The organism is Piscinibacterium candidicorallinum (assembly GCF_047549485.1).
GTDB classification, from domain to species: domain Bacteria; phylum Pseudomonadota; class Gammaproteobacteria; order Burkholderiales; family Burkholderiaceae_C; genus Piscinibacterium; species Piscinibacterium candidicorallinum.
On record NZ_CP180191.1, the window covers coordinates 2,752,923 to 2,772,260 of the forward strand.

At 62.5% G+C, this 19,338-nt stretch carries 17 protein-coding genes; 9 read left to right on the forward strand and 8 right to left on the reverse strand.

Features of this window, described 5'->3' with window-relative positions:
* On the reverse strand, positions 1-942 hold the full coding sequence (locus ACMDW7_RS12535; protein WP_377304158.1) for a DUF4123 domain-containing protein: 942 nt from the start codon (positions 940-942) through the stop codon (positions 1-3).
* 14 nt (positions 943-956) lie between these two features.
* Complete coding sequence (locus ACMDW7_RS12540) at positions 957-3,473, reverse strand: type VI secretion system Vgr family protein (protein WP_377304156.1); 2,517 nt, start codon at positions 3,471-3,473, stop codon at positions 957-959.
* A 295-nt stretch (positions 3,474-3,768) separates the two neighbouring features.
* Here ACMDW7_RS12540 and ACMDW7_RS12545 point away from each other — a divergent pair, with 295 nt between their 5' ends.
* On the forward strand, positions 3,769-4,881 hold the full coding sequence (locus tag ACMDW7_RS12545; RefSeq protein ID WP_377304154.1) for a hypothetical protein: 1,113 nt from the start codon (positions 3,769-3,771) through the stop codon (positions 4,879-4,881).
* 83 nt (positions 4,882-4,964) lie between these two features.
* Here the strand turns inward: ACMDW7_RS12545 and ACMDW7_RS12550 are convergent, their stop codons facing one another.
* A complete protein-coding gene (locus ACMDW7_RS12550) occupies positions 4,965-5,213 on the reverse strand; it encodes a hypothetical protein (RefSeq protein ID WP_377304152.1) in 249 nt (82 codons plus the stop codon).
* A gap of 13 nt (positions 5,214-5,226) precedes the next feature.
* Complete coding sequence (locus ACMDW7_RS12555; RefSeq protein ID WP_377304150.1) at positions 5,227-7,251, reverse strand: AAA family ATPase; 2,025 nt, start codon at positions 7,249-7,251, stop codon at positions 5,227-5,229.
* Between the two features lie 478 nt (positions 7,252-7,729).
* Between ACMDW7_RS12555 and ACMDW7_RS12560 the strand changes: the two genes are divergently transcribed.
* Both ACMDW7_RS12560 and ACMDW7_RS12565 read left to right on the forward strand, forming a co-directional pair.
* Positions 7,730-8,020, forward strand: a complete 291-nt coding sequence (locus ACMDW7_RS12560) for a hypothetical protein (protein WP_377304148.1) — start codon at positions 7,730-7,732, stop codon at positions 8,018-8,020.
* 197 nt (positions 8,021-8,217) lie between these two features.
* A complete protein-coding gene (locus ACMDW7_RS12565) occupies positions 8,218-9,426 on the forward strand; it encodes a Fic family protein (RefSeq protein WP_377304147.1) in 1,209 nt (402 codons plus the stop codon).
* 141 nt (positions 9,427-9,567) lie between these two features.
* Here ACMDW7_RS12565 and ACMDW7_RS12570 read toward each other — a convergent pair whose 3' ends face one another.
* Positions 9,568-11,331, reverse strand: coding sequence for a phage integrase N-terminal domain-containing protein (locus ACMDW7_RS12570; protein ID WP_377304145.1), 1,764 nt, complete (start codon positions 11,329-11,331; stop codon positions 9,568-9,570).
* On the reverse strand, positions 11,328-11,717 hold the full coding sequence (locus ACMDW7_RS12575) for a hypothetical protein (RefSeq protein ID WP_377304143.1): 390 nt from the start codon (positions 11,715-11,717) through the stop codon (positions 11,328-11,330). Before ACMDW7_RS12575 ends, ACMDW7_RS12570 begins: the two co-directional genes overlap by 4 nt.
* A gap of 1,310 nt (positions 11,718-13,027) precedes the next feature.
* Here ACMDW7_RS12575 and ACMDW7_RS12580 point away from each other — a divergent pair.
* The 5 genes from ACMDW7_RS12580 to ACMDW7_RS12600 all read left to right on the forward strand — a co-directional run bounded on the left by ACMDW7_RS12580 (position 13,028) and on the right by ACMDW7_RS12600 (position 17,212).
* Entirely contained in the window at positions 13,028-14,071 is a 1,044-nt protein-coding gene (locus tag ACMDW7_RS12580; protein ID WP_377304141.1) for a hypothetical protein, read from the forward strand.
* Positions 14,072-14,082: 11 nt separating this feature from the next.
* Positions 14,083-14,637 carry a hypothetical protein gene (locus ACMDW7_RS12585; RefSeq protein WP_377304140.1) on the forward strand — a complete coding sequence of 185 codons (555 nt, stop codon included), beginning with the start codon at positions 14,083-14,085 and terminating at the stop codon, positions 14,635-14,637.
* A gap of 48 nt (positions 14,638-14,685) precedes the next feature.
* A complete protein-coding gene (locus ACMDW7_RS12590; RefSeq protein ID WP_377304138.1) occupies positions 14,686-14,847 on the forward strand; it encodes a hypothetical protein in 162 nt (53 codons plus the stop codon).
* A gap of 197 nt (positions 14,848-15,044) precedes the next feature.
* Complete coding sequence (locus ACMDW7_RS12595) at positions 15,045-15,461, forward strand: hypothetical protein (protein WP_377304136.1); 417 nt, start codon at positions 15,045-15,047, stop codon at positions 15,459-15,461.
* 947 nt (positions 15,462-16,408) lie between these two features.
* On the forward strand, positions 16,409-17,212 hold the full coding sequence (locus ACMDW7_RS12600) for a CAP domain-containing protein (RefSeq protein ID WP_377304134.1): 804 nt from the start codon (positions 16,409-16,411) through the stop codon (positions 17,210-17,212).
* Between the two features lie 451 nt (positions 17,213-17,663).
* On the opposite strand, the gene ACMDW7_RS12605 is transcribed toward ACMDW7_RS12600, so the two are convergent.
* Complete coding sequence (locus ACMDW7_RS12605) at positions 17,664-17,912, reverse strand: hypothetical protein (protein WP_377304132.1); 249 nt, start codon at positions 17,910-17,912, stop codon at positions 17,664-17,666.
* Positions 17,913-17,999: 87 nt separating this feature from the next.
* On the opposite strand from ACMDW7_RS12605, the gene ACMDW7_RS12610 reads away from it, so the two are divergent.
* Positions 18,000-18,281, forward strand: a complete 282-nt coding sequence (locus ACMDW7_RS12610; RefSeq protein ID WP_414859557.1) for a hypothetical protein — start codon at positions 18,000-18,002, stop codon at positions 18,279-18,281.
* A 212-nt stretch (positions 18,282-18,493) separates the two neighbouring features.
* Here ACMDW7_RS12610 and ACMDW7_RS12615 read toward each other — a convergent pair whose 3' ends face one another.
* On the reverse strand, positions 18,494-19,294 hold the full coding sequence (locus ACMDW7_RS12615) for a helix-turn-helix domain-containing protein (RefSeq protein ID WP_377304130.1): 801 nt from the start codon (positions 19,292-19,294) through the stop codon (positions 18,494-18,496).
* Positions 19,295-19,338: the final 44 nt, after the last annotated feature.

The following is a 19,338-nucleotide window of genomic DNA, read 5'->3' on the forward strand; positions in this document are numbered from 1 at the left end:
TCAGGCCTTCGTCGATGCCAGGCGGTGCGCACCGCCTGTCAGTTCGAGATCTGCCCACGTGTATTCGGGCCAACCTTGCATGAGGTCGGTGAGGCTTGCGCCGTTTGCCACATGCATCCAAGTGTCATTCAACGACCGACTTCTGTCGAAGTCCTTCCCACAGGACAGGCTCAAGACGAGAAACTGGAGCCGGTCGCGCGCTGCCGTCACCTTGTACGTGCTTGCGCGCTCCAGATCGTCAGACAAGCGTGCATGAAATGCTGCTCGGTCATCCTTGGGTACGAGCTCCGGGGTATTCGACAGTAGGAGCGCGAACATGGCGTCAGCTTCCGCAGCTGCGATGAGCGCGTCGGTCTGAGCTTGGTCAAAGGAGATGCCAGTCTGCGTCATCACCGCAAGGTCCGGGGGAGGCGTTTCTGTCAGCGCGATGGCGCAGACCTGCCCACCCCGGGCGAAATAGCGCCACTCGGTCATGTGGCGTGCGAGCCTTGCGCGTTGTGACGGGCTCATCGAGTGCAACAAGTCGGGAAGTACGCGGGTGTCGGCAAATCGTGCGTACACCTTGACGTCATCTTCAACGACCGCTTGTGCAAGCCAAGCGAAGTCGGCGCAGAGCGCCTGCGGGCTTGAGGCTGAACAGAACCAGCTCATGGCTGGTGCAAGCCGATCTATATCGCCCACTTCTTCGAGTAGGGCTTGCGTGGCATGCCGCACTGGTGGCAGCTGCAGCAAATGAGGCGCTCTGCTCCGGTATACCGACAGGCTGCTGTCGGCCAGTGTGTTGAACACCTCCGCACCGTAGCCCAAGGCAATGGCATGGACACGGTCGAAATCGACCAATGCAGTATCGACGAGCAACCAGCCTTGCAGGTCTGCTTGCGTTAGCCAAACCGATTGGTCGTTGAGCGTGTTGAGATCATGAGCGTTCATCGCGAAGTCCAAGGCTGACTACCTCATCAAGCCAATGCAGCGAACGGTGAGCCGGTCTTGGCCGCCTTCAGCATGCATTCAACGCAGACACTCTCGGGGAAAGTGGGTAGCTTCGGTGTCTTGCTAGCCCCACCCACGTACTTGAAGTTTGCGGCCTTCACCGTAAAGGTGCCAGGCATGCCCAGTTCGATGTTGCCGCCCTGGATCTTGATATAGGCCCCACCCGACTCCACCAGAGTGACGTGGTCCTTGGCCTCTACCAGCACATGCTTCTGGGATGCAGTCAGGTGGATGGACTGCTCGGCATTCACCACGGTGTCGCTGTGTTGGCTCTGTACGAGCACCTTGCCTTCATTGGCGATGGCGTGGATGCCGCCAGTCTGCGCAAAGACCCGCGCTCCGGTGCCTGCATGGATATGCGCCTGCTTCCCAGCGGTGAGCTGGATGTTCTTGAGGCCCACCGCAGACGCATGATCCCCAGCCATGAGGGTCAGGCTCTTGGGGGTTGTCGCTGCGATACCCGAGGGACTGTGCAGTGCAAGCTGATTGGCGCTGGGATCAGAGGCATCCCTTTCATTGTTCGCGCCCGTGCCCAGGCCCTTGATCTCCTTGGTCTGCTTTTCCTGGAGCTTGTAGTCATGGCCGTCTTCGGCCTTCTCGTCTTTGTTGGTCGATGCGAGATGCGTCTTGGCGTTGTCACCCAACTGTTTGACGATGGCCAACGCCTCTTCCATGCAGCGAATGAGCTCATGGCGATCTAGTGCCCCACCAATGGCGGCAGACCGTCCATCGGTCGTGATCAGCAAGCCTTTGGCAGCACGCAGTGCCCCCCACTCGTCCGTACGCAGCTCGAAGCCTTGTCCACGCGGCTCGGCAGCAGGCTTTTGGACCCCGCCAGCCTCCTCTGCGCTATCCGCGCGCGGATGCACCAGATACCCCAGGTTCAGCTGGGTGGCCCCTTCAGTACTGGCCAGCTGGGTACGGACCTGCCCCGTACTGTCGTCGAACAGCAGCTGGTTGTAGCCCCCGCCGCCCAGTTCCTTGGACTTGAAGCCCGCCAGGGCCTGATTGCCCGGCAGATTGCCTGCACCACTGAACGCGACGGGACGGTTCTCTCCGTTGTAGACACGGCCTGTGACCAGCGGCGCATCCGGGTCGCCATCCACAAAGCTGACCGTGACCTCTTGCCCGACACGCGGCAGGAACTGCGCGCCCCAGCCTGCACCCGCCCAGGGCAGGCTCACACGCAGCCAGCAGGTATCGCTGCCATTGCGCTGGCCGTATCGATCCCAGTGAAACGCCACCTTTACTCGACCGTAGGCGTCGGTGTGGATTTCGCTTTGGCCATTGCCCACCACGCGCGCAGACTGGATGCCGCCAATCTTCACTCGCTTGGTGATGCGGGCCGGACGGAACGGCAGCTTCTCGGGCTGCGCATGGAGCTCGCACGCGAAGTACGCCCCGCCTGCTGCATTCACGAGCTCGGGGCACTGCGCCGCCAACTGCTCGGCACTGATGCCTTCGTAGTTGGCATAGACGGCCGTCACGCGGTGCTCAGTGATGAGGTAGCGACCGTTCATGGCGCCCTGCGCATGCTTTTGCAGGGTGAAACACCCACCGGCGTACACGCCGCGTGCGCTGGTCGTTCCCCGGAAGGTCTGTGTCACTGCACCGAGCGCTTCGAGTCCGACTTGCGCCTGATGCTGCGCATCGCTTTCCTCGCGGCTCTCCTTGTGGAATTGCCCGGGTGCTGCAAACACCTCCGTGTTTGGCGCGCCCAGGCTTGCTGCCTGTTCTTCGGCGACGCGCTGGTCGGTGCGGGCTTGGCCAGGCGTCAGCCAGGCGTAGTCACTGACCACAAGCCTGGCGCTGGCCACTTGGCGGGCCGCACGCCAGTCCGTGATGGACTGCTCATCCTCGCGGCGCCGGGCGACCTGGGTGTTGAAGGGGATGGCTTCGTAGCCGGGGCAGTCGATGTGTTTGGCGATCGAGTCGGTAAAGACGACTGTGTGACTGCCTGCATCATGCACAACGTGATAGGTGATGCCTTCCAGTTCACAAAGCCAGTTCACGAAGTCCAGATCGCTCTGGGCGTACTGGACGGTGTAGGGCCGCTTGGCGTAGGGATGGGTGAGTTTGAACTCGGTCTTGGCAATCGGGTGGTCGGCGAACACTGCCTGCAGAATCTCAGGCACCGTCTGGTCCTGGAAGATCTTGCAGTCGGTCGTCAGGCTCAGGAACCACAGCCAGGGCCGCAGCTCGACTTCGTATCGGACGTAGCGTCCGATCATGTCGAGCTGTCGGGCCGCGGCGACTATGCCATCGACCCGGCGTACAGACTCGTCGGCCAGGTTCAGTCGTACTTCACTGGTGAGGTGCTGACCGAGCAGCCCGTGCAGATCGACAGCTGCATCCAGGCTGAGGAATTGCAGGGTGCTCGCCTGCGTACTGTTCAGGCGCTCGGCGTGTTCGAGGCGATGAAACAGCAGCGGCGACTTGGCGACGCCCGCAGGCGCGCGCAGCTGCGCGAACGGCTTACTCATGGACTGATCCCCTGCCGGCGCTGCGACATCGGGGAGGAGAGGCGCAGGCTGGCTTGCTATGGATGCAAGTCTATGAAGTGCGTCGAGGGTTTGTCTCGACGGCGAATCCCATGATCGGGGTACTCAGAGACACTTGTTTACGAAGTCGCACCTCAGACGCCCTGCCGTCTTGGCCGGCGACACCGAGAGGCACAAACACAACGTCTCAGCTAGTGCCGCTGAGTGCGCCGGCGCACAGGCCGCCATCGATCGGACTTGCGCAAGTCCTCATTTGTGATTCCATGAGGTTGCCCCCTTGACCGAGGACCTCGCCATGTCGCAAGACCAGCCATCTGCCTACAAGCCGCTATCCGAATTGATCTCACGCTGCCGTTCACGTGGGCAAACACCCGCTGAGCATCAACGCCGACGCGGCCTCGTGCGCAGTCCCGAAGCACACTTCCCTCCCAGCCCGTTTCCGATTCACGGTGCTGCGCTGTCTCCCCATGTACTGGGGTACGTGCAGATGTCGATGGAGACCGACCCACTGGGTGATGATCGAACTGATGGCGGTTTGCAGGTGATACTGCGGGGCGGTCGCGCTGCGGGCGAACCGCAGCTGCATCCGATTCACCAAACGCTTTCGGCGCAGGCTGGTGCGCCCACACACAGCGCTCAGACAAGGGCGCTGAACAAGTTCAGATCAATTCCGATTCGATTGATGGCTGACCAGCCTGACGCGAACTTCACCGCGCGGTATCAGCTCACCAGGCGTTGCGACGGACACATCCGATGCCGCGGCAACGGCCAGCTGGCGCGCCGGATGCTCGAGGACGGTACACAGACAAGCGTGCATTGCGCCGGACCGACGCTGTGCGAGCTTGCACAGCAGGACCCCGAGAACCCCTGCCGCTTGCAGAGCCGGCTCCGTCTGCAGATTCCTGGGCAAGGCGATGAGCTATCAGTGTTTGAGTTCTGGACCGGCAGCGTCACCAGCAGTCTGACCCTGATGTCTGATCTGCGACTATTGCATGCGGCGATCGGGCATTTGCGCGGGGTGCCGCTGCGGCTCGAGGTGCAGGAGCGCTCCACGGACTCCCTGACACACGCTAGCAGCCACTACGTTCACCTCGTCCTGGACGGCATTCGCCTCGAGCAGGCCAGAGCCTATGCCAAGGCGTACGCGCGTGAACAGCGGCGTCAGGGTCTGGATTGGGCGGCGGTAGACCAATGGATTGCCCACAACGACGAGATCGACCGGTTTCGCGTGGTTTCGCTCGGGGCGGGCCCAGTGTCGGCGCAGCGACTGCGGGCGCCTTTGCCCGCCTCATCCTCGACACCCGCTGAGCGCACCGCGAAGCCTGCTCTGGTGCCCATGCAGGACACCCTGCAGGTGCTCGCCCGTCACTGGGTGGTGCCGATCGCATAGCCATGGCGCGCACTCGGGGGTGCCCGCCTCCGGGTGCCCAAAGCAGCTCTCCAGTCACCGCGCTCCCGGCGTCCCGGGGCCACCTACATCAGCCCATGCGCCTTGGCGAGCGCAACGCGCGCCTTCGCCACAAGGATCGGATCCTTGCGCTGCTCCTCGGTGAGTATCGGCTCCGGCATGGTGCTCTTCGGACCCAGGCCAAGGGTCTTGGCGCGATGGATGTCCTCGGCCATCGTGCGCGCAGAACGCCAGGCTTTCACACCAGGCGGAAGGAGTCGGCTGGCAACCGGGTCTTCGTGCAGCGCCACCAGGTCAAACAGCGGTTCTTTCATATAACCCCCTGCTCTACCACGCCACGCGTTGCGCGGCCCGCTTGAGATCGTCGACGGTCAACACGTCGACCCGTCGCCCTTCATGCGCCACGTGGGCATTGACCGCAACCTGCACCAGCCGCTCCAGATCGGCTTGTGTCGCATCACGTCCAATCAGCGCCAGCAGGTCGTCACGTGAGCCCTCCAGGCGAATGCTCCATGCGCTCAGGACCTGGTCCAAGTGATTGAATGGGCACTGGCTCTGCGCCTGCACACGGATGAACTCGGTCATGCGACCCGGAGCAACCAGCTCCGCGGGCAGTTCGTGACCCGGCGAGACGCCCAGAACGACCATGACATCCTTGTAGCGCGCTCGGGTCTCATCCAGGATCGCAACCAGCGCCGGAACGAAGTGCGGCGCCTGCGCCATGGGCGTGGGATCCAGCAGGACATCGGCCGAGTCGATGAACACCATCGCAGGACGGCGGTCGCGCGCCTGGCGCCAGGCTTTCGTCAGGCGCTCCGCGCTGCCAAGCAGCTCAGCGGAGTTCACGCGTTCGACGACCCAGCCCGAGGTCGGCGCCAAGCGGGAAACGATCGCGCTTGCGCTTGCTGCGTTGGAACTGCTCAGGAGCAGGCCCGTAGGCAGCGCCGCACCGAGCCCCTCATAGGTCATCGGATCGCGCATGATTCGACACAGTCCCTCAATCGCTGTACGGCTGTCCGTATCAAGACCCAAGGACTCGAAGGCTGCGGATGCACTGGGCTGCGCCCCCTGTCCCTGGACGGTTCGCAGCGCGGCGAGCACATCGGAGACCGCCAATTCATGCGCCCCAAGGGGGCCCCAAGTTGCACCCAGCTCCTCCGCGACGGCCTGCACCCGCTTGACACTGAATCCGTCCCAGCGCGCCAATAACCGAGCCAGTAGGTCTGGATCAACACGCACCCGTGGCGCAGCCTGATGCAGCGCCTGAGTGAACAGTCCGATTCGGGCATCAAGATCTGGCGGCGGCACCTCGATCTTGAAGTCGAATCGCCCCTCACGGATGGAAGCGGCGTCCAGCCGATCTAGGAAGTTGGTTGCTGCCATCAGGACGACGCCGTGTCGGCGCACCTCGACACACTGCGTCAGCAACAGATTCGTGACCCGAAGGGATTCCGTGTTGGATCCTGAGAAGCTCGCACGGTCCACCAGGAACGAGTCGACCTCATCAATGAAGAGCACGCACGGGGCGGAGTCCATCGCCTGCCTGAAGCAGGCGGTCAATGCCTCAGCCTCAGCGCCAATCCAGCGTGAACTCACATCGGCATAGGTCACTGAGATCAGCGGAATTCCGAACTCTCCAGCCACCGCCTCGGCAAAGATGGTCTTGCCATTGCCAGGCTCGCCGTGCAGCAAGATGCCATTGCGCGGGGCATCTACGGCTGATGTGCCGGTCTGGTGCGCACCTTGGAGAACGCGCTGTACCGCGTCGCGTACCCGAGACTTGGTCTCAGCCATACCGGCGATCTGGGCGAATGTCAGCCCCGCACGTCGCGCCGAGACCGGAGCAGGCATGGCGTCCGGTCCGTCTTCGCTGTCATGCGAACGCGCATCCGACCGGCTGTGGGCACCACGAGGGCTGTCCCCCCACCGCCGCTCCAGGTGCTCCAGAGTCGTTGCAAAGTCGGCTGGACAGGGGACACAACGCGCAACACCAGCGCCCAGCGTGACGGCGACCGCCAGGTGCCCGACCCATGGAGCGACGTATTCCGACAAACGCTGAGCAAGAAGCGCAGCGGCGCAGATCGCCGCGAACCAGAGGATGTACGCGAGCACACCCCGTGCACTGCGAATGAGATGCAGATCTCGCGCGATCGACAGGAGATAGGCATCGCGCCAGAACGAACCCGGCGCCTTGATCAGAACCCGCTCCAGCAGCGTATTGATGAGCAGAATGATGGGCGTCACGACATAGCCCAGCACAAGGACGCTGAGCAGCATGTGCTGAAGCGCTCCGGGCTGTTCCTGCAGATGTGCAGCGATCGCGTGAATCACGCTCAGCAGAACACCCAGCATCGTCAGTGTGTACATCCCAAGCATGAATGCCCAGGAGACAGGCGCCCGCACACCGCGGAACAGAAATCGTTGCCACGGCGCAGGTCGATCTCGGCATGCACTCATGCGTGGGCCACCACGCTCGCCCGACGTGGGTGACGTAGTTCCGGCAATGAGTTGCGTCTAGTGCAAGCCCCTTGGGCGGGGCTGCCAGGGCATCGGGCAGCCCCCATCTGACACCCTTGCCGCCAACTCTCGCACGGCGTGGTTTGGACTGCACAAACAGATGAAGGGGTAGATCGAATTCGGCGCATGGAAAGAGTCCTCCTATGCGCCACGGTCTCATGAATTTCTGTTTGCGCAAGCCCCCGGAGCACACGGTCGGGCCCCAATACCCGGGTACGAGATCTCAAGAACGCAACCGATCTCGATCGCGAAGAGGCAACGCTGGGACCTTGCGCACCACCGACTCGTCGATACACTTTTCTCGGAGTTGTATATGGAAAAGTCCTACATCCGAATCGTCGTTCGTACCGTGGCCGTGCAACTGGTGGCGATCGTCTTGATTGGCACCGCCAGGTTGCTCCCGGATGTGGAACTTGGCGGCTTTGTTCAAGGCTTGGTCTTGCTCTGTGCGACTGGGCTGTGCCTGCTGACCCTCCTGCTGCCCGCACCGGTGGAGCCCAGCAACTTCCGCTGTGCAATTGAAGGTCTCAAAGACCCCGTACGGATCTCGAAGGCGCTTTTGATCGGTGCCTTCAAAGGCGCAAGGACGCTTGGACGACCGTAGCGGCGCGTGCCTTTCCTGCAAACGCCGAGCTCCAAATTGGCGTCAGGCCACCGTAGGGGCACATCCCGTTAGGCGCTGGCGGTGCAGGCCTCGCCTTGAAACTCCAGAGCAAAGAACAGCCGAAAAATTAGTGGCAAATTCAGATCTCAGAATTCAGTCATTCAGCTATGAAAACCTAGTGGCATCATTAGTGGCAAATGTTGCCGCAAATTGTTGATCGCTACACGCACCCGGCCCAGTTCCAGCCTCTGCTCCCCGGCGAGCGCAAGTTGAGTCCGCTCATTGAGCGTGCGCACGGCGTTGTCGATGCCGCACGCTCACTGCAAGTGGGAGAAGGCCTGCGCGCGCAACTTGCGGATCTCCTGCGCGTGATGAATAGCTTCTACAGCAACAAGATCGAAGGCGAGCACACTCGACCTGCTGATCTCAAGCGAGCGCTGGAAAGGCAATTCGATGATCAGCCCGACATCGCACGCAAGCAACGGCTGGCGGTTGCGCATATGCAAGCCGAAGCTGCACTGGAACGGCGGCTAGGCAACGATCAAGGCCAGAATCTGGATTGGCTGTACTCGAAGCGCGCGCTCAGCGAGATACACGATGCCTTGTTCAGGCATGCAGCACCTGAGAATATCCGTCTGCATGACGGTTCGTCTTTGGTCCCTGGCGCGTTCCGCGACCGCGATGTGATGGTGGGTCGTCATCATGCGCCAGCCCATGAGCATCTCGATGCATTCATTTCCGCGTGGTGCATCGCTTACGGACATGCCAAGGACACCGGCCCTGCGCTCGTCAGTGCGCTTGCATCGCATCATCGACTGGCGTGGATTCATCCATGGCCAGACGGGACCGGCCGTACATGCCGTCTCCATACACTTCTCACCCTGCACGCCCTACGTCTGACACGGGGGCTCTGGTCTCCGCTCCGGGGCTTTGCTCGCACCGAACAGGAGTACCGGGAACGCTTGGCTGCCGCCGACGAGCCTCGGCGCAATGACCTCGACGGACGTGGCGCCCTCACTGAGTCCGGATTGGTGAGCTGGATTGAGTATTCACTTTCGGTCTGCGAGGACCAGATCGCGTTCATGCGAGATCGCATCGACGGCCGGCAGATCGAACAAGGGCTACAGCTGGCGCTGCAGTACGAGGCCCAGCAAAAGTCTGGTATCCGTCAAGAAGCGCTACGCGGCCTTCATTACCTCTACCTGCGCGGCGGCGAACTGGCACGTGGGGAGTTCAAGCAGATGTTGCCGGGTAGCGATCGCAGCAAGACGAGCCTGTTGGCAGCGCTGCTACAGCAGGGCTACCTGCAAACGAGCAGCGAACGCGGACCGGTCAGCTTTTCGTTACCGTTTCACGCATTGCGTTTCGTGCTGCCACGATTGTGGCCCGAGGCAGAGGCAGGCTAGCTCAAAGGCGCAAGCGCTTTGGGGGGCCATTGCACGAGGTTCAAGCGAACCGGAAACTGAGCCCAGTCTATACAACCATGACCAAACTCAGCGCCCCCGTGAATAGCAGACACCCCTCATAGCCTTCGTGCCTGTTGAAGCTCAAGCACCGCCTGCTCCACTCAGTCCGTCATCTTCGTCGTGGGGTCGGCTCTCGTCTTCCTGAGAGGTCCGTTCACCGCCTCGCGCAGATGCATTGGGCTCTGAGCCGAGGACTGGTTCATTGGCCGGGCTGATCAGCGACAGCGACACCAACTCCAAGCGGGGAGCTTCGGGATCCACCGTCGAGATGTCGACCACCTGAACGGGGAACCCCAGGCGCTCCTTGAGTGCGCGAGCGCCGTCCAACACCAGATCCAGCCGTTTGATCGTTCCTGCCAACGTCAGTTGCGTCCGCTTGCCCAACGGCAGCCGGCCCATGGCATGGTCGCCCACGATGAACCACTCGCCAGCGCCGACTGAGTGCAACCAGGCCACCGTCGGCGCGTGATACTCGATCTGGTGTAGACGCTCGTGCATGCGCTGAGATTCGTTGCGCTTGATGTTCTGCACCGAACCTAGGTAAGCCCGGCTGATCGAGCGGCGGGCGTGCCCAGCTTCATGCGCGACGGTCTGCTCTGCGTGCCGCAGCACATCCTTTGGCAGCGAAGAGACGGGGATCACGCCGCCCACCACCGGCGAGGGGACGCCGGCGATTTGCTCAAACCGGGTGTTCAGGTAATCGTGGCGCAGGCCGTGGACAGTCACACCCAACTCGTCGGCCGTGATGCCGCACGCAGAGAGCACGTAATAGAGGCGGCGTTGGTCCTGCTTGACCGTGTACCCCTGCCGGATCAAGGTGCCTTTGCGGCAGGCCGGGGACAGCGAGAAGTCAGCGGCCGCACGCAGCACCTCGCGCTGATCCTCGGTGAGGATCGGCACGGTCCGTGGCCGCCTGCCCTTGGTTCCATCTTCAACCGACAGCAACCCGTCCTGAACCATTTGCGCAGGGCGAGCCCGTACACCCTCCTTCGCGCGCAGCCCGAACGCAGCACACATGCGCAGGATGTGCCAGGCGTGGAGACACTTCTTCTTCACCCGCGCAAACACCTCTGCCGGATCCACGCCTTTGGGTCGCCAACCTTTGGGCACAAGGGCAGACGTCCGGCGGCGCAACTCGCCGGGGTAGCCTGCGAATTGGTCTGTGGCGGGGACCACCTGTGAGCGGCCCACCACTCGCATCACGACGCGCAGATGGGATAGCCAGGTCGACATCGTTGAAGCTGAAACGCCTCGAGCCCGCCACGCCTGAACCACGCGATGCACATGCTTGGCGCTGAGCTGATCGAGGTCTGTCAGGCGAATGCCCTCTTTCCGCAGGTCATCGGCAAAGGTCGAGAGCATCGCCCGCCGCGTGCGCGTGGTGTCGTCGCCCGCGAACCTCGGACGACCGCACTGCGCAGGGATGGGATCGTCGCACACGCCCAGCAGCTGGCGCTTGAAGTTGCCCGGGTACATCGTCTGTACCTTGCGCAGGCGCTGGAGCTGGGTCTCGGCCAGTTCACCCTTGACCTTGGCGGCAACACCCTTGCGCGGGCCGCCGCCTTGACGGTGGGCAGCCCGCTTGGATCGGGAATGGTTCATCTCCTCCCGGTCAAGTTGGGCTTGTTCCGCAGTCAGCAGGACCAGGCGCAACTTGCCGTCTTCGCCATCGACGACCTTGCGCTTACCTCGGGCCTGCCGTGGCGGCTTCTGCGCTGGCATAGACGCGACGTCCGACACCCAATCCACCTGACGGGGGTCGATCCCGGGCGACTTACTGGCGCGCTTGCCGGTGGAGGATTTGTGGCGGGGGGATGCCTTCTTGGCTTTCGGTGGGCGGCTCATGCAGGTGCTCCTTGATCGAGCGTTGCGCGCGGAACCACTTCCATGAAATGGTCGAAGGCCTGGCTGCGTGCCGCATGGATGAACTCTCGGGCGCCGACCGTCCAAGGCCCCGTGAGCCAGATCGCTGTGCGGTCGCCGTGCTCGTGGACGTTCGCATTGAGGCCGAAGAGCGCCGCCCAACTTCCAGCGGAGGAACCCAACTCAGGCGCGAGGATGACCAGCGCCGCGACGCGGTGGGTCGCGGTCGCGCCTCGCATCGTCGGGGGCGGAAGCGCGTCGTTGGCCGGCTGCGGCTGGATCGATAGATCGAAGTCCAGCGGGCGGCGGATGGGGTTGATCGAAAAGACCGCGGCAGAGCGCGGGGAACGCAAGGCAGAAGCTTCCACTTGTGTCTCCTTTCAATAGACGCGTGGATGAGGGGTGCCCTCTCGGCTGAGATCCAAAGATGGAACGCAGGTGACAGGGCACCGAAGACAAGTTGTGCGCTTGGCCGGGGCGCGGGCATACGGCCGAAATCGTGGGGACGTGAGCGAAGCCTTCCGACCTTCTTTGTGCGACCACAAAGAGGACCCCGAATCGCGATTAGCTATCGGGCGCTACCGGGCGGGCCGGTAGAAGGAGACCCTTGCGCAGGGCGGGCGGACACGGCTTTGTCAGCCGGCAGGGTGTGAAACAGGACGGGTATGCGCCGTGGAGCTTCCTTCCACCCGCTGGCCAGTCGCTCAAGGCGGTGGGCAGGGGTGCGGCATTGAGCGGACCACCCTCAAACGGGTCGGTCAGGCTCTTTGCGCGGAGAAGGCTGTTTCAGATTCTCTGTTGGGCGGTTTGACGCCCTATCCGCTCCGTCTAACGGAGGGTATCGGTAGGCAGTTGCTCTGACCACGACGCACGGGTAGCAACGGTCGCGTCCTTTAGGGACGAGAACGACGTTGCACGCACTGCGACTGCGCGTGGAAGGGTGGGATTCGCGCCGGTATGACCGCCGACGCACGATTTTTTGGGCTGGTGCCCTGGGGTGGCCGCTGTGGGCCGGTCGTTCTGTGGCGCGCGTTGCGTGCCGAAGGTATGGCGCGAGGCCTGTCGCACCTTTCCTCCTCGGGGAGGCCGGGACGGTGCGAGCCCGGTGGCTGGTGCCAGTGGGTGGAATGATGGGCGAAGAAATCGTCCCGTGCAAGTGGGCGCTTTAGGAGTTTCGACTTTGAACTGGCGTTCATCTATGGGTTTTTGTCTAGGAACTCCCGCTTTTGGCAATCGAATCAAGGACTTTCAAAACACTCACGTTCCGTTTGCTGTTCATGAGCAGCGCTAAGTGATGTTGCCCAGCGCGCCCAATCCAGCGTCACAGCGCGTCAAACGTCGGGGAACACGCGGGCCGGTCAGGCCAGACTTCTTCGGTGGCGGACACAAGCGCGCCCAGCCGGCCATGTGTGAGGCGCGCATAGAGCGAGCCGCAGCGAAGTCTCCGCGTCTCACCGCACCTCGCCGCGTTTGCACGCGTTTCACCGCGTCTGCCGGGCGAGCCGTGCGGTGAGATGCGTCACCATGCGTGCAAACGCGGCACAACGCGGTGAAACCGGGAATTTCTGGGCGAATGCTTTCAAAGGTGCAGGTTCACCGCCAAAACGCACTCAAACCCTCACCGCCCGGGCAGCCGATCGCTCCAATAATCGTCTGAGCGATTGATAAGGAGCACGAAATGCAGAACGCAGTGGTGATCCAGGCGGCGGCCGTGGACGTGGGGTATGGATGCACGAAATGGATGCTGCCCGCGGCTGATGGAAAGACGATTCAAAGGGGGATCTTCCGCTCGATGGCTATCCCCGTGGCGGGTAGCCAAGGCGGCGACACCGCTGACAAGGGCGAAGGAACAACGGTTCAGGTGAACACGTCCCGCTTCTACGTCGGCCCGGACGTGGTGAAGCAGGCCGATGCGATGGCCGTGCGCAACAGCGGCAGCGGCTTCGTGCTCAGCGAGGCCTATCGGGCATTGTTCTTGGGGGCGCTCTATCAGATGCTGGCCACGCGCAAGCAACTCGGGCGCGACGCAGTGATCAAGCAGCTGAACGTCGGGCTGCCGCTGACGACCTTCGTGGACCACTGCGACGAGCTGGAGGCATTCACGGCCGGCACCCATCGCATCCCCAACCCGAAGGGTGAGGGCGAGGTGGCAGTGCGCATCGAGTCGGCGACGGCCATGTTGCAACCGGTGGGAGTGATGCTCGCCGCCGGGGACATGGACACTCGCCAGGTGCTGATCATCGATGTAGGCACTGGCACCACAGACGTACTGACCTCGGCGGAAGGGGTGCCGAACTTCAACCGCAGCAGCTCGTACGAAATCGGCTTGAACAACTTCCTGCGCGCGGCGGTGGAGCCGATCGAGCGCCGCTGGGTGGACTCGGCGCACGTGATGAGCAAGGTCGATGAGGCGCTGCGATCCGGCGCGAAGACCGTGGAGCTTGGCGGCAAGCAGATCGAGGTGGCAGACCTGTACCTGTCTGCCAAGACCGCTTTGGATCGCTGCGTGGACAAGATGGTGCAGATTGCTGGCTCGCTGGTGGACCTTGACCGGGTGGTGTTGGCCGGGGGTGGTGCCGAGCTGTTCCAGCGCGTGCTGGTCCAGCGCTACCCGGACTGCAGCGCCATTGTGATGAAGGGCAAGGACAGCGTGTATGACGCGGTCACCGGCTTCTACATGGCAGCAGTGGACGCGCAGGGCTTGAATCAAGAAGCTGCGTGAAGGAGACAACAATGAGCCGCGCTGCCAAACCCTACGTGCGCATCCGCCTGACTGTTGATCGCAATCGCCTCAGCGGAATCGCGACCTTCATCCTGGCCAGCAAGACGGTGGATGGGCCTGAAGCCTTCAAGCAACTGATGCACAAGGTGTCATTGAGCCTGAGCAGCTTTGGCGATCTTCGCGCACTTCCCGCGTTAGGTCGTGACATTGAGATCGGCAGCCGCCGCTTCGACCTGGACTGCCGGGTGGAACACGCCAAGCATCCGGGCCTGTGCAGATACCTGGAGCAACACCCCATCGAAGACAAAGCCTATGTCTTGCGCCGGCTGCTGGTTGATATGAGCGAACGGCTCGGCGGCTCGCCTGTGGCCTTGGCCGCCATACCGCTCGTAGCCGGACCGGTGGCGGCGATGGGTGAGGCGGCTAACGGACCAGAAGGGCCAACACCACGGGCACCCCTCGCCGAGGAGGCGACCACAGCCCTGCCGACGAAATCACGTCACACGGCCGCGCTGGCCAAAATCAGGCCGGACGACATCCGCAAGGCCTGGGCGAGCCAGGCGTAAGGCCGGACTCTTGAACCCACGCAGCAGATGATCAAGCGAGGATCGACCATGACCCACCCTGCCCGCCAAGGCGGCATCTTCCCCGGCGAACTGAGCGTCGAAACCCACCCGGCCATCGCGGCGTTCCTCACTGCAGACAATCCCCCCGATCCCTCAGCGTGCTTCGCAAGGCTGCTAGAGATGGTCGAGCAGCACCTCTGCCGATCGTAGGACTTGCCGCGCAGCGACGAGCTGCTGGACAACGTGCAGATCCAGTTCGCGGCCGATGCGGCGCATTGAGCGATGACCAGGCCGCAGCACAGCGGGTCTTGACGGCGTGCCGTTCTGTGAGATGGTTTCCACAAGACCGGCAATCGAGCCGATCTGAACCGAACGGACACCGATCTAAGCAGATAAAGGAATTGCAAATGTTCAAACAACCCGGACCGATAGAGCCGATCGTTGCTGGCAACGAACTGTCCGCACGTGACTGGCCGGTGGCGCGCGCCGACGTGGACCCGGCGCTGCGCCCCGTCGGTAGCTATGCGGCCACGCAGTCGGACCTCGACATGCGTTGGTGGCACCACTGTGATCTGATGGAAAGCACGATGGACGATCGCTGCAAGGCGATCCGCAAGCAGATGGGCGAGACGGAGCCGCTCACGGTCGAGCGCCGCACGGTGATCCTCAATGCGCTGGCGCGCAACGAAGGCTGGGCAATGCCGGCGAGCCGACCCGGCTTCTGGTCGATTGCATGGCTGTGCGTGAAGATCCTCACACACGAGGATCTGCTGCCGACGCTGCAGGCGCATAAGCCCGACCGACAGGCGGCTACAGGCGTGTGAAGGAGCGTCGAAGGATCGGGCGCGGCAGAGCGCATGCTTTGCGGGCGGAGGCGCTGGTTTGTGCGTCGATAAGCGCAGAGGGACTGTAAGCGGGCGTCGCGGTGGCCATTCTGGGTATTCGAGCACTTCTATCAGCTGACTGTAAGGCGCTGACTGCATCAGGCAAACCGGGTTAGCGCAGCGCGAAGCTTCAGGTCTGCAATTGAGGGGCCAGCAACAGTTGGTCGTGTCGCGTTCGGCTGTGCGATGCCTGATGGCTTATTTCTTGTTCATCGTTCGTACCAACCCCGTTTGCCACTAGAGCACCTGCAGCGTTCCGGCTGGAACGCTTGGGCCATACGGGGAGCAGTGCGTTGGAAGACCCCCAAGAGCAACTCGTTGATTCGGTTCTATACCAAGTGAAGACATAACCAGCTGACCCGGATTCGTCCTGGCATTGGTTGCTTCTTGTTGAACCTTGCGCAGACGAAGTTGCCGCCCTCTGGGTCTTCACACAGTTCGGCATGTCTTGCTATGGCGGGTAACTCTCTAGATCGAATTGGCTACAGAGACCGGTGGCGCAAGCGAGCGCTCCTGTGAAGTTCGGGGGCTTGTGCGCTCGAGAACTCGTGGCAACTTATCTGCAATCTGACACGTTCCGACCAAGTTGTGAGCGCAGCGGCAGATTGAGAGCCCCCAAGGAAAGGAAACGACAAATGATGCCCCTGAGCTTGCGCAAGAACACAGCGGCCACTCGAACCGCGGTACTCGGCGTTGCGCTTCTGCTGACAGGTTGCGGCGGCGGTAGCTCAAGCAGCCCACCGGCCAGCCCGCCCTCATCTCCCCCGCCGGTCAGCCCGCCCCCGCCGCCCACCGTGCCCTTAGGCACTTTGGTGACGAGCGTACCGGCGCCCAACTACTCAGTCAGCGGCCGAGACCCAGCATTGTCGGCTGGCCTCGAGGCGCAGTTGCTCTGGATCAACGACAACCGGCAGCGCTGTGGCTTCGGCCAGCTGGCACAGAACCCAGCGCTGGATCAGGCCTCTCAGGACCACGCAAACTACCTGCTCACGAACTTCGTCACGACGCACCAGCAAGACCCTACTAGGCAAGGGTTCACAGGGGTATGGCCCTGGGATCGTGCGCAGTTCCGTAGCTATGGCAGTACGTACGTCACTGAAAACGTGGTGGGTGATGGCTCCGTAAACCTAAGCCCAAACACTGAGGGATATTCACAGGGCCTCGGCGCCGCGTCCTACCATGCGCTTTCCACCTTTGGACCATGGCTAGACGTAGGCATCGCCGTCTCTGGTGTCTCCCAAAACTCTCGTTGGGGTGTCCAGATGTTTGGTAGTCGATCCAGCACTTCACAGCTACTCGCGGGCGATGCGCTTGCAACGTTCCCTTGCGAAGGCACTGTTCTTGAGCGGCCTAACCACAGCGTCGAAACCCCCTCGCCCTTCGCCGGTACAGGGCGCCAGGACTTCAGCTTTGGTCACCCGCTCATAGCAATGGTGCGCATGGGCCAAACGCTGGTTGTCGATAGCTGGACCCTGACTCGTCAGGGCGACAGCACGCCGCTGGCGAACTGGCGCATCCTTACCGCTGCGAACGACCCGAATCGCCTGCTCAGGCCCCATCAAGCAGTGCTAATCCCTGACCAACCTATGGTGCGTGGCGCCACGTATGTGGTGCGCATCCGAGGCACGAACAATGGCCAGGCATTCGATCGGACTTACACCTTCAGCCAAGATCCAAACGGACGGCGCTAGGGCAAGTCTCAATGCAGGTTGAGAACGGCTTACCCCGCCAACAGCACAGCCGAACGAGTCCAAACTTTGTCTCACGTTGCTCCGCAATTTTCTTCCTAGCTAGGGGAACAAATCACATGAAAACGCCGGATTGCGGAGCGCCAAAACTCGCTAACACCATGATTTATATGAACTTTCTCGCCGAAAGCGACGGAATCATAATCCGCAGGTCCGGGGTTCGAGTCCCTGAAGCGCCACCAGATCCAACGGCCCAGCACTGCTGGGCCGTTTTCTTTTGCCGCACCGGGCAGCGCCTGCGCGCTGGACGATCTAGAGCTTGAAAGAGCCGGCTCTCAGGCCTGTCCGGGGTCGAGGAGCAAATTGCGCCAGTCATCAGCAGGGTACGAGCCCCGGAAGCGCCAGCAGACACAAACCGCTTCGCATCGCGGGGACGTTTTCGCCTTTGCACCGGTCATGGGCGCCCGCTGCCGCTGAGGATGCCCTCCAGCGCAAGTTCACCGCCCCCAAAAGCACCGGCGCCCGGACTGAGGCGCAAGCGCCCGCCCTGCGCCGCGCCAGACACGAATGCTGATCTTGAGCTCCCGGTCGAGCCAGCGCCCCCTTTCGATACCTGCGGGAAGGCGTTGCCGGCCGTGCCGATCTCGCCGAAATCCTGCAGTTCACGCGCCCGCAGGTGCAGTTCGTCGCAATCGGGCTGCATGCAAGGCGCCCCTTGCCCACAATGCCATCCATCGACACACACAACACGTCGACGCAAGTACCGAAACACCACCGCTAGGAGCCCAACATGACCACCAAGATCGACACCCTGAGCTACACCACCATCGGCGCCCTGATGCTCGCCGCAACGATCACCGCAGCCGTCGGCGGCGTGATGACCATCACCAAGGACGAGCCGGTTGTGCGTCTGGACACCGTGACCGTGGTGGCCAAGCGCGAGACCGCTGCGCCGCAAGTGGCCCGCCTGGACACGGTGACCATCACCGCCAAGCGCATCGCTCCCGAGACCACCGTGGCCGGTGGCTCGATGCTGGCGGCCAAGAACGTCGCCGCACCGGTCAAGCTCTGATTCCAGCTGCCAGCCGAGGCCTCCGGCTCCGGCAGCGGCTGGCGCACAGCACGACAAGGATTCACCGCGTCAGATCCAGACAACAAGCAGAAGCACTCTCCTCCCCAAAAGAACTCCGCTAGTCATCTCCTCAGAAGCAACTTTGGCCCACTTCGGTGGGCCGCTTTGTTTGTGCTTTGAAGTCTGCAGTGCCGGCTCGAGTGAAACTGAACTCACGTAGCTCGGGAACCCGCGAGCCGGTAACCACGCGGCGTTTGACGAACGCGGAGCTTGAACTGCGTATTGAAGTGAGACAACGTGGAAAAGCCGCACACCGCGGCAATCCGCGCAACAGGTTGGTCAGACTGTCTCAGCAGCACGCAGGCCTGCGCAACCCGCAAATCGTTCAGATACACCGTGAATGGCTTACCGACCAGGCGCTTGAACGCGCGCGGGAAAGAAGCTGGGCTGACGTGTAGCACCGCGGCAGCTTCATGCACAGTGATCTCGGTGGCGAGCCGGTCTCGGATCCAACGCAGCAGGGTATCGATACGCCGCTGCTGGGCCGCGTCAGGCGAGTGCAGGACTGCACGAGAACCCAGCGCTTGGCAGGTGCCGAGATCACGGCTTCGTGCCACCCAATACTCAAGCAACTGCAGGGCCGCAGCCAGCTGAGACAGGCCCTTTGCCGCAAAAACCTGATCGAAGAGCGCTTGAACCTCGCGCGTGGCAGAACCGATCAGTTGCCAGCCGCTCGCTGATGAAAGCACGCCGTCTATGTCATGGTGCCATTCCGCAAGCCGCCTGAGTTCAGGCGCAATCTGCAACTGCACAACCCGAGCTCTCACGGGGTGATCGGCGAACCCTGTACTGCTCCACACGTGCGGCACCCTCGGCGTAACCATGACCAGATCGCCAGCCTCAAAGGGTTCGACTGTCTCGCCCACGACGCGGACGCCATTGCCCCGCGTGATCCATGTGAACTCGATGTGATCGTGAGCATGCAGGGGGCCGGCAAATGCGGCGAGCTGCAAGTCAAGTACGCGCACAGCTCCTGTCGTCGGGGGCGGGACTGACT

Excerpts from the sequence above, each read along its gene's own strand:
- ACMDW7_RS12565 (WP_377304147.1), top strand. The coding sequence starts at position 8,218 with ATGTTGCCGCAAATTGTTGATCGCTACACGCACCCGGCCCAGTTCCAG.
- ACMDW7_RS12560 (WP_377304148.1), top strand. The coding sequence starts at position 7,730 with ATGGAAAAGTCCTACATCCGAATCGTCGTTCGTACCGTGGCCGTGCAA.
- ACMDW7_RS12580 (WP_377304141.1), top strand. The coding sequence starts at position 13,028 with ATGCAGAACGCAGTGGTGATCCAGGCGGCGGCCGTGGACGTGGGGTAT.
- ACMDW7_RS12595 (WP_377304136.1), top strand. The coding sequence starts at position 15,045 with ATGTTCAAACAACCCGGACCGATAGAGCCGATCGTTGCTGGCAACGAA.
- ACMDW7_RS12610 (WP_414859557.1), top strand. The coding sequence starts at position 18,000 with ATGACCACCAAGATCGACACCCTGAGCTACACCACCATCGGCGCCCTG.
- ACMDW7_RS12550 (WP_377304152.1), bottom strand. The coding sequence starts at position 5,213 with ATGAAAGAACCGCTGTTTGACCTGGTGGCGCTGCACGAAGACCCGGTT.
- ACMDW7_RS12555 (WP_377304150.1), bottom strand. The coding sequence starts at position 7,251 with ATGCTGGGTGTTCTGCTGAGCGTGATTCACGCGATCGCTGCACATCTG.
- ACMDW7_RS12570 (WP_377304145.1), bottom strand. The coding sequence starts at position 11,331 with ATGAGCCGCCCACCGAAAGCCAAGAAGGCATCCCCCCGCCACAAATCC.
- ACMDW7_RS12605 (WP_377304132.1), bottom strand. The coding sequence starts at position 17,912 with ATGCAGCCCGATTGCGACGAACTGCACCTGCGGGCGCGTGAACTGCAG.
- ACMDW7_RS12540 (WP_377304156.1), bottom strand. The coding sequence starts at position 3,473 with ATGAGTAAGCCGTTCGCGCAGCTGCGCGCGCCTGCGGGCGTCGCCAAG.
- ACMDW7_RS12590 (WP_377304138.1), top strand. The coding sequence starts at position 14,686 with ATGACCCACCCTGCCCGCCAAGGCGGCATCTTCCCCGGCGAACTGAGC.
- ACMDW7_RS12585 (WP_377304140.1), top strand. The coding sequence starts at position 14,083 with ATGAGCCGCGCTGCCAAACCCTACGTGCGCATCCGCCTGACTGTTGAT.